Origin of the sequence: Pseudogemmobacter sp. W21_MBD1_M6 (assembly GCF_052119585.1) — a bacterium.
Lineage (GTDB): Bacteria > Pseudomonadota > Alphaproteobacteria > Rhodobacterales > Rhodobacteraceae > JBGQOJ01.
The window spans coordinates 102,360-122,027 of sequence record NZ_JBGQOJ010000012.1 but is presented as its reverse complement, the minus strand read 5'-3'; the positions used below and the strand labels follow the sequence as shown (position 1 = coordinate 122,027).

General features: G+C 62.4%; 9 protein-coding genes. 1 reads left to right on the top strand and 8 read right to left on the bottom strand.

What is annotated here, in order from left to right; genetic code table 11:
* Positions 1-60: 60 nt before the first annotated feature.
* The 5 genes from ACEN2R_RS13310 to ACEN2R_RS13290 form a co-directional block, all read right to left on the bottom strand.
* A complete protein-coding gene (locus ACEN2R_RS13310; RefSeq protein WP_442042978.1) occupies positions 61-336 on the bottom strand; it encodes a response regulator in 276 nt (91 codons plus the stop codon).
* A gap of 169 nt (positions 337-505) precedes the next feature.
* Positions 506-1,843, bottom strand: a complete 1,338-nt coding sequence (locus tag ACEN2R_RS13305; RefSeq protein ID WP_442042966.1) for an HlyD family type I secretion periplasmic adaptor subunit — start codon at positions 1,841-1,843, stop codon at positions 506-508.
* 40 nt (positions 1,844-1,883) lie between these two features.
* The gene (locus ACEN2R_RS13300) at positions 1,884-3,836 is read right to left on the bottom strand and encodes a calcium-binding protein (RefSeq protein WP_442042964.1); all 1,953 of its coding nucleotides are present in this window, start codon (positions 3,834-3,836) and stop codon (positions 1,884-1,886) included.
* The gene (locus tag ACEN2R_RS13295; protein WP_442042962.1) at positions 3,833-5,626 is read right to left on the bottom strand and encodes a type I secretion system permease/ATPase; all 1,794 of its coding nucleotides are present in this window, start codon (positions 5,624-5,626) and stop codon (positions 3,833-3,835) included. Before ACEN2R_RS13295 ends, ACEN2R_RS13300 begins: the two co-directional genes overlap by 4 nt.
* Positions 5,627-5,707: 81 nt before the next feature.
* On the bottom strand, positions 5,708-14,266 hold the full coding sequence (locus tag ACEN2R_RS13290; RefSeq protein WP_442042960.1) for a peroxidase family protein: 8,559 nt from the start codon (positions 14,264-14,266) through the stop codon (positions 5,708-5,710).
* A gap of 452 nt (positions 14,267-14,718) precedes the next feature.
* Here ACEN2R_RS13290 and ACEN2R_RS13285 point away from each other — a divergent pair, with 452 nt between their 5' ends.
* Positions 14,719-15,393: a hypothetical protein gene (locus tag ACEN2R_RS13285; protein WP_442042958.1), complete on the top strand. Its 675-nt coding sequence runs from the start codon at positions 14,719-14,721 to the stop codon at positions 15,391-15,393.
* Between the two features lie 4 nt (positions 15,394-15,397).
* On the opposite strand, the gene ACEN2R_RS13280 is transcribed toward ACEN2R_RS13285, so the two are convergent.
* From ACEN2R_RS13280 to ACEN2R_RS13270, 3 genes are read right to left on the bottom strand one after another with little or no spacing between them, the layout of a single operon-like run.
* Positions 15,398-16,951: an acyl-CoA dehydrogenase family protein gene (locus ACEN2R_RS13280; RefSeq protein WP_442042956.1), complete on the bottom strand. Its 1,554-nt coding sequence runs from the start codon at positions 16,949-16,951 to the stop codon at positions 15,398-15,400.
* Positions 16,948-17,823, bottom strand: coding sequence for an amidohydrolase family protein (locus ACEN2R_RS13275; protein ID WP_442042954.1), 876 nt, complete (start codon positions 17,821-17,823; stop codon positions 16,948-16,950). Before ACEN2R_RS13275 ends, ACEN2R_RS13280 begins: the two co-directional genes overlap by 4 nt.
* Positions 17,824-17,831: 8 nt before the next feature.
* Complete coding sequence (locus ACEN2R_RS13270) at positions 17,832-19,664, bottom strand: feruloyl-CoA synthase (RefSeq protein ID WP_442042952.1); 1,833 nt, start codon at positions 19,662-19,664, stop codon at positions 17,832-17,834.
* Between the last annotated feature and the right edge of the window lie 4 nt (positions 19,665-19,668).

The window sequence follows — 19,668 nt, the reverse complement described above, 5'->3', positions numbered from 1 at the left end:
GATCAACCGCCTCGATGACCTCATGCCGTGGAACTGGTTGGCTGAATAAGTCAACGCCAGTCAGACCGGACGCATACGATCCACCGATGTGACGGCGGTGAACACCAGCACTTTGGTCAGGAATTTCATGCGCACAAGGTCGCAAATAGCCTCTAGCACTTTTCCGGGCATGTTCAGATCAACCACGATCACATCGGGCCTTTCACGCCCGACAATATCCAGCACATCATCCGCACAGACCCCGACCCCGACGATGCGGAAATCGGAATTGGTGCTGAACAACTGCTTGATCCCCGAAAGCAGGATCGGGTGGTCGTCGACAAAAGCAACAGACACGGTATCCAAATCAAGCCTCCCTGGCCCTTCGAAACACCCCGAAAAAATGTGAACACCTTGTAAAAAAGACATTTAATGCCTTTGACCATACATGATCCGGGTGGAAATCTCTACATTTGAATTGGTGATGAATTCTTGGATCGCGGTCGTCCGGAAAACACCTTTTGCGTCATCTTTCGCGGAAGGCGCGGTTGAATTGATCCAGCAAGGGTTTGGCCAGATAGGACACGACGGTGCGTTCTTCGGTTTGCACGAAGACCTCGACCGGCATGCCGGGCAGAAGTGTCCTGTTGTCCAGCTTTGCCAGTTCTTCGGCGCTGATTTCGACATGGGCCTGATAGTAGTGCTCTCCGGTGCCCGGGTCTTTTGATGTGGCGGGAGAGACGTGAACGACGGTGCCGGTCAGCTCTGGCGTTGTGCGGGAATTGAACGACGAGAAGCGCAGGCGGGCGGACTGGCCTTCGGTGACCTGTTCGATGCTGACCGGGGCCAGACGGATCTCTACCTTCAGCCTGGAATTGGTCGGAACCAGCGTCACCAGCACCTCGGCGGGAGAGATGACGCCGCCCACGGTGTGGATGTTCAGCTCGTTGACCGTGCCTGCGATCGGCGCGCGGATGTCGGTGCGCGACAGGCGGTCCTGAATGGCAAAGGCGCGCTCGTTCAGTTCCGACATGCGCGTTTCGACCAGGTTCAACTCGCGCTGCGCCTCGGTGCGGGCGGTCTCGTCGATCGACAGGATCTGCAGTCGGATCTCGCTGGCGCGGGTTGCGGCACGGGCCGCCGCCGCGTCGATCTCGCCCAGCTCGCCCCGCAACCGCACCCGCTCGCGGTCGATGGTATAAAGCCGCGTCGTCTCGATCAGTTTGCGCGCCGCCAGATCCCGGGTCTTTTCATATTCGGTTTCAACCAGCGCGATTTCCTCGCGCTTTGCAGACCGCTGGCCGTCCAGCCCGACAATTTCCTCGCCGATCTGGACAATGCCCAGTTCCAGTTGCTGCTTCTGGCTTTCGCGGCTGGTCCGCTGACCGTTGAACAACCGCAGCTCGCCATTCGCCACCGCCACCGCGACTGCCGTCGCCTCGGGGGTCGCGGCGGTATATCCTGCGGGAAAGACGATCTCCGGCAGGTCCTCGCGCTCTGCCGTCAGGCGCGCCTTTCGCGCCGTCAGCTCGACAATCTGGCCGCGCACGATCGACAGTTCCGCGCGGGTCTGCGTGTCTTCCAGACGCACCAGAACCTGACCGGCGGCCACCACATCCCCCTCTTTCACCGCAATTTCGGACACGATGCCGCCGTCACGATGCTGGACCTGCTTCAGGTTCTGATCGACGATCACGACCCCGGGCGAGATCACCGCCCCCGATAGTTTCGCGGTCGCGGCCCAGCCCCCGACGCCGCCGATCAAAAAAAGCCCGAGCACAAAGCCCGCAATCACCCGCGGCCCGATGCGGAACGCGTCGCTGCCCTGTGCCGTGCCGGTTGTCCGGTTTGCTTTCGATGTCATCCTGTCCGGTCCTTATAAATGCCTTGCGCCGCCGCGGGTGTCATCCGATGTCCGACCATACCAGAATATGGTGCCCGTTCAGCGTTATGATCGTCGCCATGCTGACATCATCATGGTCATATTCGACAATTGTATGGCCCGATGACATATCATTCGCGTCACTGTCGTCGCCGTCATCACCCCGTTCATACCGATAGCGGATCTGCTCGCGTGCGCCGCTTTGCCCGGCCTGCGCCGTCTCGTTGTAGACCGCATTGAACAGCGCGGCCGAGGCCTCGTCGGGGGCATCGAAGATCTTGTATTTCGAGGTGCGGACCACATCGCCCGCATCGAAGTCGGTGATCTGATATGCCCTCAGCGCCTCTCCGGTCCCGCCCTCTGCGCTGCCCTCTGCGCTGCCGTGCGTGTCGTCATGCATGGCGTCGAACCGGAAGGTATTGTCGCCCGCGCCACCGGTAAAACGCGCATCATTTGGCCCCGCGATAAAGCAGTCATCGCCGGACCCGCCTTTGACCGTCTCAAAGCCGGAAATGGTATCCTCGCCGATCTCGACGCCCATGGCATGGCCGGACGCCAGATCAATCGTCAGAGCGTGCTGCGCGGCGGAATAATCCAGCGTGTCATGCCCCGCGCCACCATCATAGATGTCGTCACAGGCATCGTCAGAGGCGTCCATCGCCGCGACGATCACATCGTCGCCCGCGCCGCCGTAGACGGCATCATCGCCCGCCCCGTCGCCCAGCACATCGTCGCCGTCGCCGCCAAACAGCCTGTCGGCACCGTCGCCGCCGAACAGAATATCGGCACCCGCGCCGCCCTGCATATCGTCATCGCCGCCCTCTCCGAACAGGATGTCGTCGCCCGCGTCGCCGTGCAACCGGTCATCCCCGGCACCGCCAAAGATATGATCCCGGCCGGCACCGCCAAAGATAATGTCATCCCCCGCGCCGCCATACAGCCTGTCGTCGCCGTCGCCGCCCACGATGTGGTCCTGGCCTTCGCCACCGGCGATGTGGTCGTTGCCGCCGCGCCCGTCGATCAGGTCGTCGCCGGCGCGCCCGTCGATCTCGTCGGCGCAGAGCGTGCCAAGCAGCCTGTCGTCGCCATCGCTGCCCTCGACCTGATGCGCCACGACTGAGAATTCCGCCCGCTGATCGACGCCGAGGCTGCCATCGGTGACCTGATAGCGCACCTGCACCGGACCCGGAACATCGGGGTCGGGCGTATACAGATAGCCGCCGTCGACCGCCGCAATCGTGCCCGACGAGACGGTCACATTCTGCACCGAAAGACGGTCGCCATCCGCATCATCGGCATGGGCCAGAAAATCGGACAGGGCGATCAGAACCGCAGCGCAGCCGATCACATCCGACAGATAGACCAGCCGCGCGACGGTGGGCGCGCGGTTCGCACGAGGCGGCACGACTGCCTCGTCGTCATCGCCTGCGGCGGGCGGCGGGTCTTGCTCCTCTTCGGCCGGTTCTGTGTTCCCGGGCACAAGGATCTGCACCGTCTCCTCGGGCAGGGTCTCTGCCCCGGGGGTCCAGCCCTCGACGCCATTGTCCGGCACAGACCCCTTGGGCGGTGTCCTGACCGCGTCCTGACCGCGATCCGCGAACAGCGAGATCACATTCGGCGCGCTGAACCGGAACGACTGCGCCGGGGCGGCGGGTGTTGCCAAAGGCGCGCCCCCGGCGGCCCCGCCCGCACCCGCGCCACCGCCGTCATCGCTGACGGTCTCTTCGGGCAGGACGGCCTCCTCTCCGGTCAGCGCCAGTTCCGGCTCCTGCGGGATCTGCGGCGCCGCCTCGTCCTCGACAAAGGCCCGGGTCGCGGTGTCAGGGAACATCGACTTCAGGTACAACACGAACGCCGTCAGCATGATCCCGATCGCATAGGGAGAGCGGGATTTGGCGTCCTGACTTTTCAGGACATATTTTTGCGCGGGGTCCGCATCTTTTTGCGGGCTTCTGGTGCCTTTGATCTCGATCATGATGCCGCTCCTCCAACGTTGCGCAGCGCAGGTTTCGCAGCCGCCGTTTTCGGGGCCGTGCGCGCCGGTGTTGTCGTCTCTGTTGCAGGGGGCGCGACCGCTTTTGGTCCGATGATCTCGTCTTTTGGTCCAAAGGCCGTCATCCGGCCATTCTGGATCACCGCCACCATATCGACCGCCGCCAGCGCGCTGGGGCGATGCGCGATCACAACCGCAATCCCGCCCCGTGCACGGATCGCCGTAATCGCCGCAGACAGCGCCGCCTCGCCTTCGCCGTCGAGGTTCGAGTTCGGCTCGTCCAGAACCACCACGAACGGATCGCCATAAAGCGCGCGCGCAAGTCCCAGACGCTGGCGCTGGCCACCCGACAGCGCGGTGCCCTGCGGCCCAAGCTGCGTGCGATATCCGTCGGGCAGCCGCACGATCATCTCGTGAACCCCCGCAGCCCTGGCCGCCGCGACGACGGCCGCAGGGTCGGGGGTATCGGCGAACCGCGAGATATTCTCTTCGATCGTCGCATCCATCAGCGCCACGTCCTGTGGCAGATAGCCGACGTATTGACCCAGCGCCGCGTCGTCCCATTGCGTCAGTTCCGCGTGGTCCAGCCGGACAGAGCCGCGCAGCACCGGCCAGATTCCGGTCAGCGCCCGCACCAGCGTTGTCTTGCCGCCGCCAGAGGGTCCGATGATCCCGACCGCCTGACCCGCGCGCAGCTCGAACGCCACATCGCTCAGCAACACGCGCCCCGATCCGGGCACCGCCACCGTAATGCCCTCGACCTTCAGCGAGGACAGCGGCACGGGCAGGTCCATCGGCTCGTCCGCCGAGGCCAGCGCGACAACGGTTTCCTTCAGCCGTCCGAAGGCCGTGCGCGCCGCAACGACATGTTTCCAGTTGCCGATCGCCAGATCAATCGGCGCAAGGGCGCGCGCCGAGGCGACAGAGGCCGCGATGATCGCCCCCGCCGACAGCTCTCCGCGGATTGTCAGATAGGCCCCCAGACCCAGAACCGCAGATTGCAGGATCATCCGCAGCACCCGCGACAGCGCCCCGAACGTGCCGCTGATGTCATTGGTCCGCGTGTGCAGTTCCAGATGGTCGTCGTTGGCCGCGTTGAACCGCGCCACCGCGCGTTGCGCGAACCCCATCGCTTTTAGCACATCCGCGTTGCGCGCGTTGGAATCCGCAATCGCGTTGCGCGTGATCGCCGCTTGATGCGTGGCCGCGCTCAGCCGCCGCGTCATCAGTTCGGTCGCCAGCGTCAGCAGGGTCAGCACAAAGGCCCCGCCAAGTGTCAGTGCCCCCAGCAGCGGATGCAGCGAATAGACGAACACCAGAAAGATCGGCATCCACGGCAGATCGAACAGCGCCACCGGCCCCTGACTGCCCAGAAATCCCCGCACCGTATCCACGTCGCGCCCGCGCTCCAGCGACTCTGCGGTGGAAAACCCGAAGCGCGGCATGTCAATCGCCACCTGATGCGCCATCGGCGCGATCCGCCGGTCCAGCCGCGCCCCGATCCGCACAAGGATCTGCGACCGCAGCACGTCGAACAGGCCCTGGAAAAAATACAGGCCGATGGCCAGCGCCGACAGCGCCAGCAGCGTCTGGATGCTGCCGCTACCCAAGGCGCGGTCATAGATCTGCAACATGTAGAACGCCCCTGTCAGCGCCAGAATGTTGATGACCCCGGACATGCCGAACAAAAACACAAAGATGCTGCGGAACCCCTTTGTCAGATTTTCCACATTCTTCCGCTTGTCGGCGCTCATCTGTTCTTTGGACCGCATGACCGTTTCCCCTGACCTTGAAATATTTTGGTTTAAAAATCACTGTGCGGGGGCGGCGAACCGCCCCCGTCAAAGTCGGGATCAAAGAGTGAAGTCTGTGTCGCTCAGGGTGTGCGTGCCCTTCAGGCTCAGCTTGAACTCCGCGCTGCTGTCGCCGCCCGCATTGCCCTCGATGACGGTGTACTCTCCGTCCTCGCGGGTCTCGTGCGAGACCAGCAATTCGCCCACGGCCCCCAGCGACCCGGTCGTCGACATCATGAACGTCTGCTGACCGGACAGGTCATTGTTCGCGTCCATCCCGCTCAGGTCGATCTTGTCTCCGGGCTGGAACCCGACAACCGTATCGCCATCCGCATCCGCCGCCGCGTTGAACCGGAAGATGTTCTCGCCGTCGCCGCCGTCGATCACGTTCACCGCGGCATTCGCCGTGATGATGTCGTTGCCGGCACCGGTCACGATGTTCTCGATCCCCCAAAGGGTGTCGTGACCGCTGTCTGCCGCGTAAACGCTGCCATGATCCAGCAGACCAGAGCCGAGATCTGCGGTGATATCCGACATGATCGCCGACATATCCAGCGTGTCCACGCCGGCACCGCCGTTCATGGCGTCGCCGTAGTAGGTGTCGTTGCCGTCCCCCGATGCCGCCACGAACAGATCATCGCCCGCGCCGCCGAACACCGTGTCATCCCCCGCGCCGCCGGTGATGAAGTCGTCACCGGCCTCGCCAAAGATACGGTCCGCGCCGCCGTCGCCATACAGCATATCGGATCCGGCCCCGCCAAGGATATTGTCGTTGCCGCCTCCGGCAAAGACCATGTCTGCGCCGCCATGGGCAACGATCGTCTCGCCCGCATCGGTGCCGGTCAGCGCATCCGCGCCGCCCGTGCCGACAAGGCCGCTGTTGGCGGTCACCGTCGCATCGTCGTCATCGCAGGCGGCGTGGTCCGCAGCGTCAGTCGTGATCACCACACCGTCGACGTCGTCATCCCCGTCGTCCTCCGCCAGGACCGTGTCGGTAAACTGCGGCCCCGCGCCATCAGCCACATAGCTGACTGTGTTGGCGCCGTTGGTGGCCGTCGTCAGCCCCGTATCCGCGTCCATCATCACCACCGTATTGGCCGGGTCGCTGCCCTCGGGGAACAGGATCACATCCTGTGGCCGCAAGTTCCCGATGATCGTATCGGACCCGCCATTCGACAGGAACACAATCCGGTGGTCCGACGTCAACCGAGAGATATCGACCGTGTCGTCGCCGGAACTGCCGTTGATGTGGATCGTGTTCAGCGCAAGCGAGGTCGTCCCGAAATCACCGATCGCCGCCACACTGTCGCCACCGCCGCCCGCGCTGTTGATGGCAATCTCCTCGATATTGTCCAGCTCGGCAATGATCTCCCCGTTGCGGGTGATCACGATCTCCGTGGCCGGGTTCAGCCCCGTCAACCCCGCCGCCAGCGCCGTGGCCGTTGTATAGATCCGGTAGGTTTCGGACGAAAAGTTGCCATTGACGGTAAAGGTATCAATCCCGTCGCCCCCATCGACAAAATCACGACCGTCGGTGGAGAAAAAGTTGGCATTCCAGACAATCCCGTCATTCCCGCCACCGGCGAAAACAATGTCATTCCCGGCGCCCGCGTCAATCGAACTGCCCGCGTCATTGCCAACAACAATATCGTTGTTGCCACTGCCGCTGAGCGTGCCGTTCGTATCGAAACCCATGGTGACGCGCGCGGTGTCGCCGCCGGCTAGGGTATAGTCGAACCGGTTGTTGGTTCCCGCCACATCCGCGACCGTCACAGCCTCGGTGCCAAGCACCGCGCTGACACCGCTTTGGTTCTTGACACCGACGACCGAAAGCACATCGTCCGCATCGCTGTCATTCGCCAACAGCGCCCAAAGGGGCACGTCAATGCCGCTGGTTATGTTGGTATAGACGGTATCGTTGTTGGCAATGGCGGGATCATCGGTGGCATTCACAGTCACGGTCGCGGTGGCGATCGTGCTTTCCGACTCGCCATCGGTGACTGTTACGTTGATCAGGCGCGGCGATCCGGAGCCCAGAGGGTTGGGGTTGTCACCGGTGTTGGCGAACCTGACCTGTGCAATCGCGGTCTGCATATCCGCGGATGAGGCCGGGCCTGCCAGATACATGGTGATTTCACCCGCAACTGCCGGACCGAAGCTGGCCGTGATCCCGGCGGGCAAATCCCCGGCTACCGACAGCACATCGTCGGTCTGCGCATTCGTCAGCACAACTGTCGCGCCCATGATCGTGGTGCCATCCGCATCCGCAACCGCAGGGCCCGCAGCAATGGCAACCGCTGCGCCGTTCTCATCAAAGGATGCCGTGTGATCGGTTGTGGGCATCGCCGAGGGGGCGTCGATGTCGATCTGGATATTGTCGACATAAAGGTTGTCAAAAAACCCGAAGCCGTCGAAAGCTGCCCTGAAGCGGATCGCGGACAAGGCCCCGATCTGATCGGCGCTCAGCGGTGCGGAATACGAGTAGCTTCCGTCGCCATTAGCCGACAGATTGGCAATCTGGTTCCACGAATTCGTGCCGCTGTTCCAGACCTCGGCAACAACGGCACCGCTGCTTACGCCATCATCTTCATAGTCGAAGCTGAGGTTCACCTGAGCACCGGCGGGCAGCCCGCCTAGATCAATCGCACGGGTGATCATTTCTCCGCCGTCAGTGCCGGCGTCAAACTGCAACCGGCCGCCGTTGATTTGAATGTCTGCGTTAAAGGGATCCACCTCGACCCAGTTCTCGTCCCACACGAAGCTGACCGGATCGCCGATGTCGTCTTCGGTGTAACTGGTGCTGCCGAAGGTTTCGATATACGCGCCCAGATGGTCGACCGTGTGCAATTGCAGCGTCGGCACTATATTCACCGGCTCGCCCGTCACGTCATTCAACACCACGGTGAACTGCCGCACTGCGACCAGAACACCGCCGTTTGCTGGCGTGTCCGAGTAGGAATTGATGATCACATCATACTGGTTGTCAACAAACTGGAACGACTGGTTTGCAGGGGTGTGAACCGGCGCTTCGAAGTTCAAAAGCGCAGGCCCGCCCTGATCGACAACCAGCGAATAGCGCGGGAAGCCGTTGATGTCGGTGCCGTTCTGGATGACCGTGAACCGCCCGCCGGCGCTGTTTGCCGGATCAATCTCGTGGTACAGGGTCGTCGGGTCAACGTCGGCTGGTGGCTGCCCGTTGATCGGCTGCGCGCCGTTATCCGCATCGAACGGGATTTGCAGGCCAACGATTGTGCCGGCCGCGCTGTTCTCGTCGACACTATAGGTTGCGGTCGGGCTGTCCGTTGCTGCTGACGCGATGCGTTCGGTCGTTCCGTTGGTATCCTTGAACACAGCGACGGCCCGCAAGACCTGACCCGGATCGACAGAGCGCACCGTATATTCAAGGCTGGTCTGGATCGTGGACCAGCCCCCGTTGCTACCGATCGCGGTGGTTTGCCATTCAAAGGAATAGGGCCCCGTGGGTGTGCCGTTTGCGTCAACAGCGACACCGTCCAGATCGAAAACATTGGTCAGTGTTGCCGTCAGTACCTGACCGACAACAGGTGTCACCAGACCATTGAACGGCGTGGCGTCCTGGATCGTGACAAGCCCCGATGCCAGGTTGTTATCCCCCGCGATGACGATCGTCTGATCGGCGAATTGCAGCTGTTCGATGTTGCGAAGCAGATCAATATCGTCCGTCAGCGCACCCCTGCTGGTCAGTTGCACACCATCGACGACAGCACCGATAGCGCCGGTGTCCATATCGCGGACCTTGATGAAGCCGTCGCCGTCAACATCTGCGGCTTCCGTGATGACGGTGCCGTTTGCCGCAACAACGCGGCCTTCGATCTCGTATTCCGCAAGGTTGCCCTGGAATGCAGCCGTATCGATGTCACCGCCGGGATCGGCCTGCAAAATTTCGCGCACAATGCTGAGAGAGCCGGGATTGATCGTGCCGTCCAGCATCAGCGAGTTCAGCGAACGACCGTCAAATGCCGGACTGCCGAAGTCGGGGTTGCCGTTTGCATCGGTGTTGAAGACAAGGCCGGAATATTCGCCCGCGACGGTGGCATCGGTGTTCAGCGACTCTGCCGAGTAGGTGACGCCATCATGGACAATCTTGATGCGCACGTTCAGCCATGCATCGCCATCCAGAATGTCGTATCCGCCACGACCGCGCAGAACATCGCTGCCGCCGCCACCGATCAGGATGTTCCCGTTCTGGAAGGTTGTGGAATTCGTGCCAAAGATCGCGTCCATCGCAACCAGCCCGCCTTCGGCGGTGTTGCCCCCCAGCAGGGCCCGCAACCCGTCGATGCGATCAATGCCCTCTGCATCCAGAACATGGTCGGTGAACAGCGCCACCGGCACAGAATCCGGTGCCGAGGAGCCGCCATTGGTATGGCCGCGATCGTCACCCTGAATATTGTCGTCATAGTTCCTGCCGGACGCGGCTTCGACCTGATCGAAGCGATCCTTCAGAATGTCGGCCGCGATGCTTGTGAAGATCGGGATCTGGAAGTCGAAATTGACGCCAGCCGTATCGTATTTGGCCGCTGCCCAGTCATAGCCGAACATGCCTTCGAACCGCTGGATGCCGGGCCCCGACAGCGCGATGTCGTCGCCGGATTCCAGGTCATAGTCCTGATCGTTGGCCTGACCCCAGGCCACGTCATGGCCGATGATGGTCGAGTTGAAGAACAGTTGCGAATTCTCGCCCGAGATGACGTCGAAACCCTGACCGCCTTCGATCCAGTCATTGCCTTCGCCGCCCAGGATGAAATCATTGCCGGAGCCGCCCAGGATAAAGTCGTCGCCCCCGTCGCCCGCCGCCTGTTTGTCGTCCTGCCCGAGGATGACATAGTCATTCCCTTCGCCGGCAAAGATCAGGTCAAGGCCCGACCCGGCGCTGATAACGTCGTTGCCATCGTCGCCGCGCAGAACGTCATCGCCGAACGGATCTTCGATAATGTCGTCGCCCGCGCCGCCAAAGACGCTGTCGGATTCCATGCCGGCGTTCAGGTAATCGTTGCCGCCGTCGCCCCAAAGCGTGTCGATGCCCTTGTCACCGAGCAGACTGTCGTTGCCCTCGGTGCCACCAAGCACCACATGTTCACCCCCGCTATATTTCAGGTAGCCGCCGACATCGTGGGTCACCCCGCCGACGTCGATCGTCGTTGCGCCGGTATAGTCGCGCACGACCCTGGGGTCGATCAGTTGCTGGAATGGATCGTCATGCACCGGATCGAGCGACGACGGGTCATCCGGGTTATAGTCCGCCTGAGCGATCCCCCGGTCCAGTTCGAATATATGGTCTGCCGTCACGAACAGCGCCGAATTAAGATGCGTCGCATATTCGTCACCCAGCGCAGAGTTGCGCATCACCAGATCGGTGAAGGTGTTCGGCTCCAGCTGGTTCAGCAGGTTGGTGCCCTGTGTCCGGCTCAGGTAATAGAACCGGTCGCCGGCCTGCAACTGCTCCATCTGGAACTCGAATACCAGATTGAAGGTCGATCCCAGCATCCCGCCGAATTCGTTCAGCTCTTCGGCCAGACCGCCGATCCAGAAGTCGATATTGTTCATCCCGCCAAGCTCGACCGTGGCATAGGCTCCGGTGGCGTTCAGGAAGTCGGACCGGTCCTGCGCAGGCAGTGCCGCAATGACGCGACCATCCGACAGGGTCTGGTCCACGCCCGTGACAATCGCCGTCGCCGCCGCGCGCTTGCCTTCTAGCGTGGCCTCGCCGGTGATCAGGCCATGGGTGCCATAGGCCGCGATGAAGTTGATGATCGAGGCGGGGTTCTTGATGTGCTGGGCAAAATCGAGCCAGCTTGTGTAGGGTTTCAGATCGGCAAGGCCGTAGTCCTCGTAGAACTGCTTGCGGGCCTCGTTCAGGGACGGAATACCGTTCTCGCGGCCCCGCGCGATGTTGATCGCGGCAAGGTCCAGAGGCAGCCCCAAAAGATTGCTTTGCAGCGCGGGAACCACGAATTCATCCATTTCGTTGGCGACATCCAGCGTGGCACCGCGCACGATGTTGCCGATGACCTCCTCCAGGGTGCCGCCACTGGCGAGAAACATCTGCGGGTTCAGGAAGGCCTCGACCAGCGTCGCCTGATCGGTCTCGTCCGGCAAAAGTTCAAGGTTGTTGTCCACCCGGTCTACCGTTTCGGTCAGCATCGAATGGCCGAACCGATAAACGGTATGGGCGAACTCTGCCACGATTGCGGCGTCGACATCGGGCGAATGGGTAAACACAAAGGGATCGACGGCGGGCTGGATACGCCGTGCAAATTCCTCGAAGACAAGATGCTGATACTGCATTTCGGTGACAAAGCGCGCCGCCTGGAACAGACGCTCGCCGTCCCAGACAAGCGTTGACAGATCGGCGGGAACCGCAGCGACATCAATCAGCAACCATTCATTCAAAAAGGCGATATCTCCGGCGTTCGCCGCCTCGAGGATCGTTTCCTTGTTCACCTCGACCAGACGGTTATGTTCGCTGTGGAACACCGAATGAACCGCAGTCAGCGCGATGTTCTCGTTGCCGCGCCCGTCGCCGGTGATGAAATGCGCATTCAGCATCTCGTCGTCATAGGTTGCGGGGTCATGGTCATCGGCGACGCCGGGGTCGGTGTCTGCCGTCTGGGGCGTATCCGGGATGTGATCGCCATTGGAATCGTACAGTCCAGGCCCTGCATGATGCGCGATGTCGTTCAGGAACGCATGGCCCGTGGTGTAGGCCCCCGCTGTCGTGACCGACCCGTCGGGGTTGCCTTCCTGCAGCCAGTCGGCCGCATGTGTGCCATCCGCCATCATCACCAGCTGCGCATAGCCGTTCGGGCCGAGAATGAGCTCGCCATAGGCATCCGTCGCCAAAAGCGGCGCGCTGTGAATGTCGAAATCTCCAAGGGTGATCCCCAGCATGGTCAGCGCCTGCGCCTTGACCTCGCCCCAGTTGGCTACCGCACCGGCCAACGAGCCGCTTGCGGTGGTGCCATCAAAAAGATGTCCGGTGGAAAGGGTGACCATGCCGTTGCCATCGCCAAGATCGGCCCGCATGTATTGGCGCAAGAAAACTTGATGCGACGGATGCGACGTATAGGTCTGGTTCTGGTCGACGAAGGGTGTCGTGGTGTTCTCGGCATTGCCGGTGGCGTCGATCTGCGCGCGTGTGACCGCCATAAAGGCCAGATGCGGCGGCACTTCGTCACCGCTGTTGGGGATGCCGTCCGGCCCGTGGGTGATCAGCGGATCGTCGGGCTGAAGCGGGATATAGACCGTGCCGTTATTGGCCTTGGTCACCAGATCCAGACCGTGATCGAAGAACTGCCCGAAGAAGGTCATCCAGGCGTTGAATGACGGTGAAAGCCCAATATCGGGCGACAGGTTGGGAATTTCCAGCCCGCCATCCGCCCCGATTTCGACACCAAAGCCAGAGGCTGTCTCGTGCAGTGCCGCATCCGCGGTCGCAACGGTGGTGCCAGCGTTCTGCGCGGCGGCAAGGGCATCTTGCGCGGCGGCGAGTTCGGCGTTCGCGATGTCAAGGCCGACAAGTGCGGCCGCAACAGCGCCACCAGGATCGACCAGCGGCTGAAGCGTGGCGGTCAAGGCGGCTGCATTGGAGGCGTTGAAATCGGCAGTGTTCGCGGCATCGACAACCTGCTGCAGCTCGTCGCTGGCGCTGACCGGCTCGTTCAGCGTCAGCCCGTCCGCGTAGGTCTGCAAGACGGTCAGAAGGGCCGCCATTTCGTTTTGCGCCGACAGTGCCTGTGCTTCTCCGGTCAGACCGGCAAGCGCCGTGGTAACCGCCTGTGCGGCAGCGACTGCGGCAACCGCCGCGGCGACGGCGGCATCGGCGTTATCAATATCGGTCTGGTCGACAGTCGAACCAAAAATCGCCGTGCCGACTGCATTTATCGCGACAGCCACATCTTCGGCCGCTGCCTGCGACGCAGCCGCAAGACCGGCAGGTCCGGCATAGATGTCCGCCGCGACGGCGGCATCATAGATCCCCTGCGCGTTTGCCTGTTCGGTTGTCTCCTGATCAATCGTTGCCTGCAATGCGGCAAGCGCGGCGGGCGATGCCGCACCGGCGGCCAGCTGCGCCGCCTGCAAGGCCGCATGCGCCGCCTGTATCGCGGCCAGCGCTGCCGTCGCATCCGCGCCCGTCACGCCGGCATACTGCAGCGCCGCCAGAATTGCGGCGGGGTTGTTCACGGTCTGGTCAACGATCAGGTTGCTGATCGTGCGCGGATCGGCGTCGATGACATTGCCGGGCTGGCTATAGTCGCCCTGAACCATTGCGGGCTGCCCGCCGGGGCCGTCGAAATCAATCGCATCGCCATCGGTGTCATTCACATACAGCGGGTCGAGCATGCGCGGAAACGGTTGATCCGCCGCGCCGAAATTCTCGTTGCCGGGGGCAAGATTGTTGTAGGTGCCATCGACCGTGCGCAACCCGAAGGGCACAAGATTGGTGTCAGATGCGCTTAGGCCATACTCGTTCTGTATCGCCTCGACCAGGGATAGCCCGCCCGAATGAGCTTCGGCGATTTTGATTTGGCGAAGGATGAACATCAGGTCGTCAGTGTTGACGGTAAAGCTGGTAGCCATTTTAAATTCCCCTATTGGTCAATGCGCAAAGCGCCGACGGCATTGCACCGGGGCCCCCTGCTTGCGCGGGCTGTTTCAATTATCGGTGTGCCCCTGGGCCAAAGCGCGACCGGTTCAATTCCGGTCGCTGGCCTATGGGCGGGCTGAAAATATCATTGAAATCAGGTTAACAAGCCGCGACCAGATTCGGCAGGCCGCAACGGCCAACAAGTTACGAGTCCTCCGGGGAAGGGGCGTATCCGACTTTGGTCTGAAACCGCCTTTGCACATTTCATGACGGTCCTGCCGCCCGCACCACGGAACCGACAGGCGATTTTCCGCGCGGGCCGCATCACACGGGCGTTGATCCGCGCATGGGGGCAGGGCGAAAGCTGGACAAGGGAACCGGTCCGGCCCATCACTTTCGGCATTGCCGTCCAACGTCGGGGGGCGTCAAGCAAAGGAAATGCGGAATGCTGTTGCGCGTCTCGATCGTCATTTTGATGCAGTGGGTGGTCATTGCGCCCGCGTGGGCGGCCAGCTGCACGACCTCGCTGAACGGGCAACTGCGCCAGATTGACTATAGGGTGTCGCAGTCCGACCCGACCGCCGCCAGCCAGTTCGTCCCGAAACAAGAGATGAAGGGGAACACATCGGTTCGCGAACGGCTTTTCGGGCGATGGGGCAGGGTGGATTGCCCCGCCTATCTGACGCTAAGGGAATTCACGCCGGACCTGACCGATGCAGAGCGCAAGCCGTTCTGCCTTGTCTATGACAAGGATGCCGATACCTACACGGGTTTCTCCGAGGGCGCGCGCGATGCCTATCTGGTCTGCAATGACCCAAAGACGCTTTGCGAGCGGGTGAACACCACCAAAGACGAGGCCCGGTCGATTGCGCGGACCGGTCTTGATATCGCAGGCAGAACCGCCTTGTCGACGGCCCGGTCGGCCCTGTCACTGGACGGCGGAACGATCATCGGTCACAGTTCGGGCGCGTTGATCATGAACGGCTCTGGCGGTTTTATCTCGGGCGCATTGGGTGCGGCGGGCACCACGCTTGGCACCGCGCTGACAGCGCCTGCGGTGATCGCGGCCGGCGCGGTCACGCTGGTCGGGGTCGGGGGCGCCGTCTATTTTTGCCGATAGCCGGTCATGGATCAAAAGGCGCGCCTGCCTGCTTTGACAACCGGATAAGGTCCTTGCAGGCGCTATGGTGCGGTGCCACGAGGACGATGCGCTGCCAGATGGCGCGCTCAAAGATCGCCAGCGTCGCTTTGACAAAGCGGTGGGCCTGCGCGGCGGGATCGGGGGATTGCGCCACCTCGGCGCAAAGCTCCTGCCATGCGGCCACGTCTTTTGTCAGTCCGCCATCAGGTGACAGGTCGTTCAGCAGGGCGGCAAAGGCCGCGGTGGCACCTTCCATGTGCAAAAGGCGCGTCACAAGAGAGAGGGCGTGGATGCCGTTCGTCCCCTCGTAAATGGCGGTGATCCGCGCGTCGCGGTAGGTTTGCTCTATGCGGTATTCTGACAGATACCCGGATCCGCCAAGGATCTGGATACCAAGATCGGCGGCGCGGATACCGGCCTGTGTGCCGTAGATCTTGCACAGGGGCGTCAGAAATTCGACAAGCCTGTGTGCTGTGCCGCTTTCCAGCTCGACCAGCGCCAGATGGCACATGGCGCGTGCGCCCAGCGTCAGAAAGCGCTGTTGGTCAAGCATCCGCGCGACATCGGCATGGTCGGACAGCACGGCGGGCGACCCGTCGGCCCGACGTCCTTGTTTGCGCTCGGCGGCATAGGCGCGCGCGATATCGCTGGCCCGCGCGGCATGGGCCACCCCCTGAAGCGCCACATCGAGGCGCGCGTGGTTCATCATCGTGAACATCGCTTTCAGGCCCTCGCCCTCAGTACCAAGCCGCTCTGCCGGGGCCGCGTCAAAGGCCAGCTGGCATGTCGGAGAGGCGTGCAGCCCCATCTTTTCCTCGATCCGCGTAACGGTGATGCCGTTCGGGCCAAAGTCACCGCCGTTGCGACACAAAAACAGCGAAAGCCCCCGCACGCCGTCTTCGGCCGCGCCGGTGCGGGCAAGGACAAGATGCAGGATGTGGTTCGACAGGGACTGATCCCCGCCCGAGATGAAAATCTTGCTGCCGGTGATCTGCCAGCCATCGCCATGCCGCGTGGCGCGGGTGCGGATACCGGACAGGTCGGACCCGGCGGCGCCTTCGGTCAGGCACATGGTCGCCAGTGCCGCGCCAGAGGCCAGCGCGGGCATATGTGCCGCGATCTGGTCCGGCGTGCCAAAGCGTTCAAGCGTGCGCGCGGCCCCCGGAACAAGGCCGGTGATCATTTGCAGGGCATGGCAGGCCCCCGAGAATATCTCGGACACGGCACCGTGCAGTGGCCCTGACAGCCCTTGACCGCCCTGCGCCTCTGGCAGCGAGAGCGCGTGCCAGCCCTGTTCGACATAGCGTGCGTAACATTCGGCAAAACCGTCGGGCATCATCACCCGCCCGTTCTCGATCCGGCACCCCTGGCGGTCCCCCGGCTCGTCCAGCGGTGCGATCTCGTGTTCTGCAAATCCGGCGAAATGCGTCAGGATCTCACCTGCGAAACCGCTATCCCAATCGGGCAGGCGACCGGCACGGGCAACATGGTCAAGCGAGAACAGGATGTCTTCGACGGGGGCCGAAAAGGGCTTCATTCCGCCACGCCCAACAGCCGCATCGCGTTTTCCTTCAGGATCAGGGGGCGGACCTCGTCCCGAAAGGCGGCCTTATCAAACGCATCAAGCCATTTCTCGGGCGAGATCATCGGCCAGTCGGACCCGAACAGCATCTTTTTCTTCAGCATCGTATTGGCATATCGCACAAGGATGTCGGGGAAGTATTTCGGCGACCAGCCCGAAAGGTCGATATACACATTGGGCTTGTGGCTGGCCACGGAAAGCGCCTCTTCCTGCCAGGGGAAAGACGGATGCGCCAGAATGATTGGCATGTCGGGAAAGTCGACCGCAACATCGTCGATATACATCGGGTTGGAATACTTCAGCCGCATCCCGTTGCCGCCGCGCATCCCCGATCCGACGCCGGTCTGCCCGGTGTGGAACAGCGCGGGCTTGCCGGTTTCGGCAATCGCCTCGTACAGGGCGTAGGCCATGCGGTCGTTGGGATAGAACCCCTGCATGGTCGGGTGGAACTTGAACCCCTGAACGCCGTAATTCTCGACCAGATTGCGGGCTTCGCGTGCGCCAAGCTTGCCCTTGTGCGGGTCAATCGAGGCAAAGGGGATCAGAATGTCGGAGTGTTCGGCGCAAAGCTCTGCCACTTCCTCGTTCTTGTAGCGGCGGAACCCGGTTTCGCGCTCTGCGTCGACGGGGAAAATCACGGCGGCGATATTTTGCGCGCGATAATGCGCGGCGGTCTGCGGGATCGTCGGCGGGTGGCTCCACGGGGCACCGAAATACTGTGCCATCGACGATTGCAGATCGTCGTATCCGTCATCGGCGTGGCACCCGCAGGGCTCCTCGGCGTGGGTGTGAAAATCAATCGCGCGGACCTTGGAGAAATCAATCATGTTCTACCTCACACCCGGATCAACGCCGGGTCTTCATTGTCATAAAGCCGGTCCAGCAAAGCCGCGCGGCGGGTGATGACCTTGCGCACATTCAGCGAGCCCTTGTCGGTCACTTCGAGATCCTTGAGGGACGGCGGTTCGGCCAGAATGATCGCCCGCGAGATCCGCTTGGCAGAGCCGGTCGCGACACGCGCCATTTCGCGCAGGCGTTCCTCGATCCGGGCCTGAAGCACAGCGTCGATCACTGCCCCGTCAGAGGTGTTATTCCCGTGCACCTGATCGGGGCGCGGAAAGATGAACAGGCCAATGGCGTCGCGGTCATGGCCGCAGATCACCACATCCTGCACAAGGCCACGCAGACCTTCCAGCGCGTCGATCCGCAGCTTGCCCGCCTGCACCCAGGTTCCTGTGGTCAGCTTGAAATCCTCGGAAACCCGGCCATCAAAGGCAAGGCCCACCTCTGGTCGCACAGGATCAACGAAGCGCACCGCGTCGCCGGTGATAAAGAACCCCTCGTCGTCAAAGGCCGCGGCGGTTTTCACGGGGTCACCGAAATAACCGCGCAGCACGTTCGGGCCTTTCACGCGGATCTCGCAGCGCATGTCCTCGTCGGGAAGTAGTTTCACCTCGACCCCCGGTAGCGGCACACCGATCACGCCAGAGCGGCCGATGGGTTCATGTTGCATCACGCAGGCGGGGGCGGTTTCGGTCAGGCCCCAGCTAGAGGTCATCAGCGGCAGGCGACCGCGAATGTCCATCGCGTAATCCTCCAGCTTTTGCCACACGTCTTGCGGCAGCGAGGCCCCGGCATAGAAGATCATGTCAAGGTCGCGGAAATAGGCCTCGCGTAGCGCAAGATCGGTTTCCATCGCCTGCACCAGCATTGAAAATCCCACAGGCACATTGAACGACAGCGTGGCGGGCTGGTCCGTGATGTTGCCGATGGATGTCTGGAACCCCGATTTCGTGGGCTTGCCATGGTCGATATAAAGCGAGCCGCCATGCGCCAGCATCATGTTGACGTTATGGCTGCCGCCGAACACATGGTTCCATGGCAACCAGTCGACAATGCGCGGTGGGCGGGCCTTCAGAAAGGGCAGGACCGACGCCATCTGCGCCTGATTGGTGCACATCATCCGCTGCGTGGTCAGCACGCCTTTCGGCTCCGAGGACGAGCCGGAAGTGAAGAGGATCTTCGCCAGAGTATCGGGGCCGACGGCGGCATTGGCTGCGCTGATGTCAACACCGGCATCGCCGCGCAGCAGGTCGGAAAACGGCGTGACAGGACGCGCGGCCCCCTTTGGGCGCGCGGCAACAACCTCGACCCCGGCAAGCTGCGGCAGGGCCAGCGCGCCGGCATAGCGGGCGGCGTCATCGACAAAGGCCATCGCGGGGCGGACCTTGTCCAGCACATAGATCAGGCGCCCGTGGGCCTCGGGGATCAGCGAATACTGCTCGGCCAGCGGCACGGTCGGCACGCCGACATACTGCGCCCCGAACGACAAAAGCGCGTGATCCATGCCATTGCCGGACAAGATCGCGATTGGTGTGCTTTCGTTCAGGCCCCGCGCCAGAAGGCTGGCCCCGATCGCCTGAACCATATGCAACACTTCGGCATATCCATGCGTGCGCCAGCCTGCGCCGGACCGTTCCGCCAGATAGACCCGGTCCGGCGCGGCGGCGGCCCAGTGGTGCAACCAGTCCGAGGTCTTTGAAACCGCAGGGTCAAGCGGGTGATCCGACCGGAACAGGATCGAACCATCGGCGCGCTGTTCGGTCAAAGCCTTATGGGGCAGGAAACCGTCGAACACGGGGCGGCAGGTGCGGTCGGTCTGGGTCATTATA

Coding starts and splice junctions, on each gene's coding strand:
- ACEN2R_RS13305 (WP_442042966.1), bottom strand. CDS start 1,843: ATGACATCGAAAGCAAACCGGACAACCGGCACGGCACAGGGCAGCGAC.
- ACEN2R_RS13300 (WP_442042964.1), bottom strand. CDS start 3,836: ATGATCGAGATCAAAGGCACCAGAAGCCCGCAAAAAGATGCGGACCCC.
- ACEN2R_RS13295 (WP_442042962.1), bottom strand. CDS start 5,626: ATGCGGTCCAAAGAACAGATGAGCGCCGACAAGCGGAAGAATGTGGAA.
- ACEN2R_RS13290 (WP_442042960.1), bottom strand. CDS start 14,266: ATGGCTACCAGCTTTACCGTCAACACTGACGACCTGATGTTCATCCTT.
- ACEN2R_RS13285 (WP_442042958.1), top strand. CDS start 14,719: ATGCTGTTGCGCGTCTCGATCGTCATTTTGATGCAGTGGGTGGTCATT.
- ACEN2R_RS13280 (WP_442042956.1), bottom strand. CDS start 16,951: ATGAAGCCCTTTTCGGCCCCCGTCGAAGACATCCTGTTCTCGCTTGAC.
- ACEN2R_RS13275 (WP_442042954.1), bottom strand. CDS start 17,823: ATGATTGATTTCTCCAAGGTCCGCGCGATTGATTTTCACACCCACGCC.
- ACEN2R_RS13270 (WP_442042952.1), bottom strand. CDS start 19,664: ATGACCCAGACCGACCGCACCTGCCGCCCCGTGTTCGACGGTTTCCTG.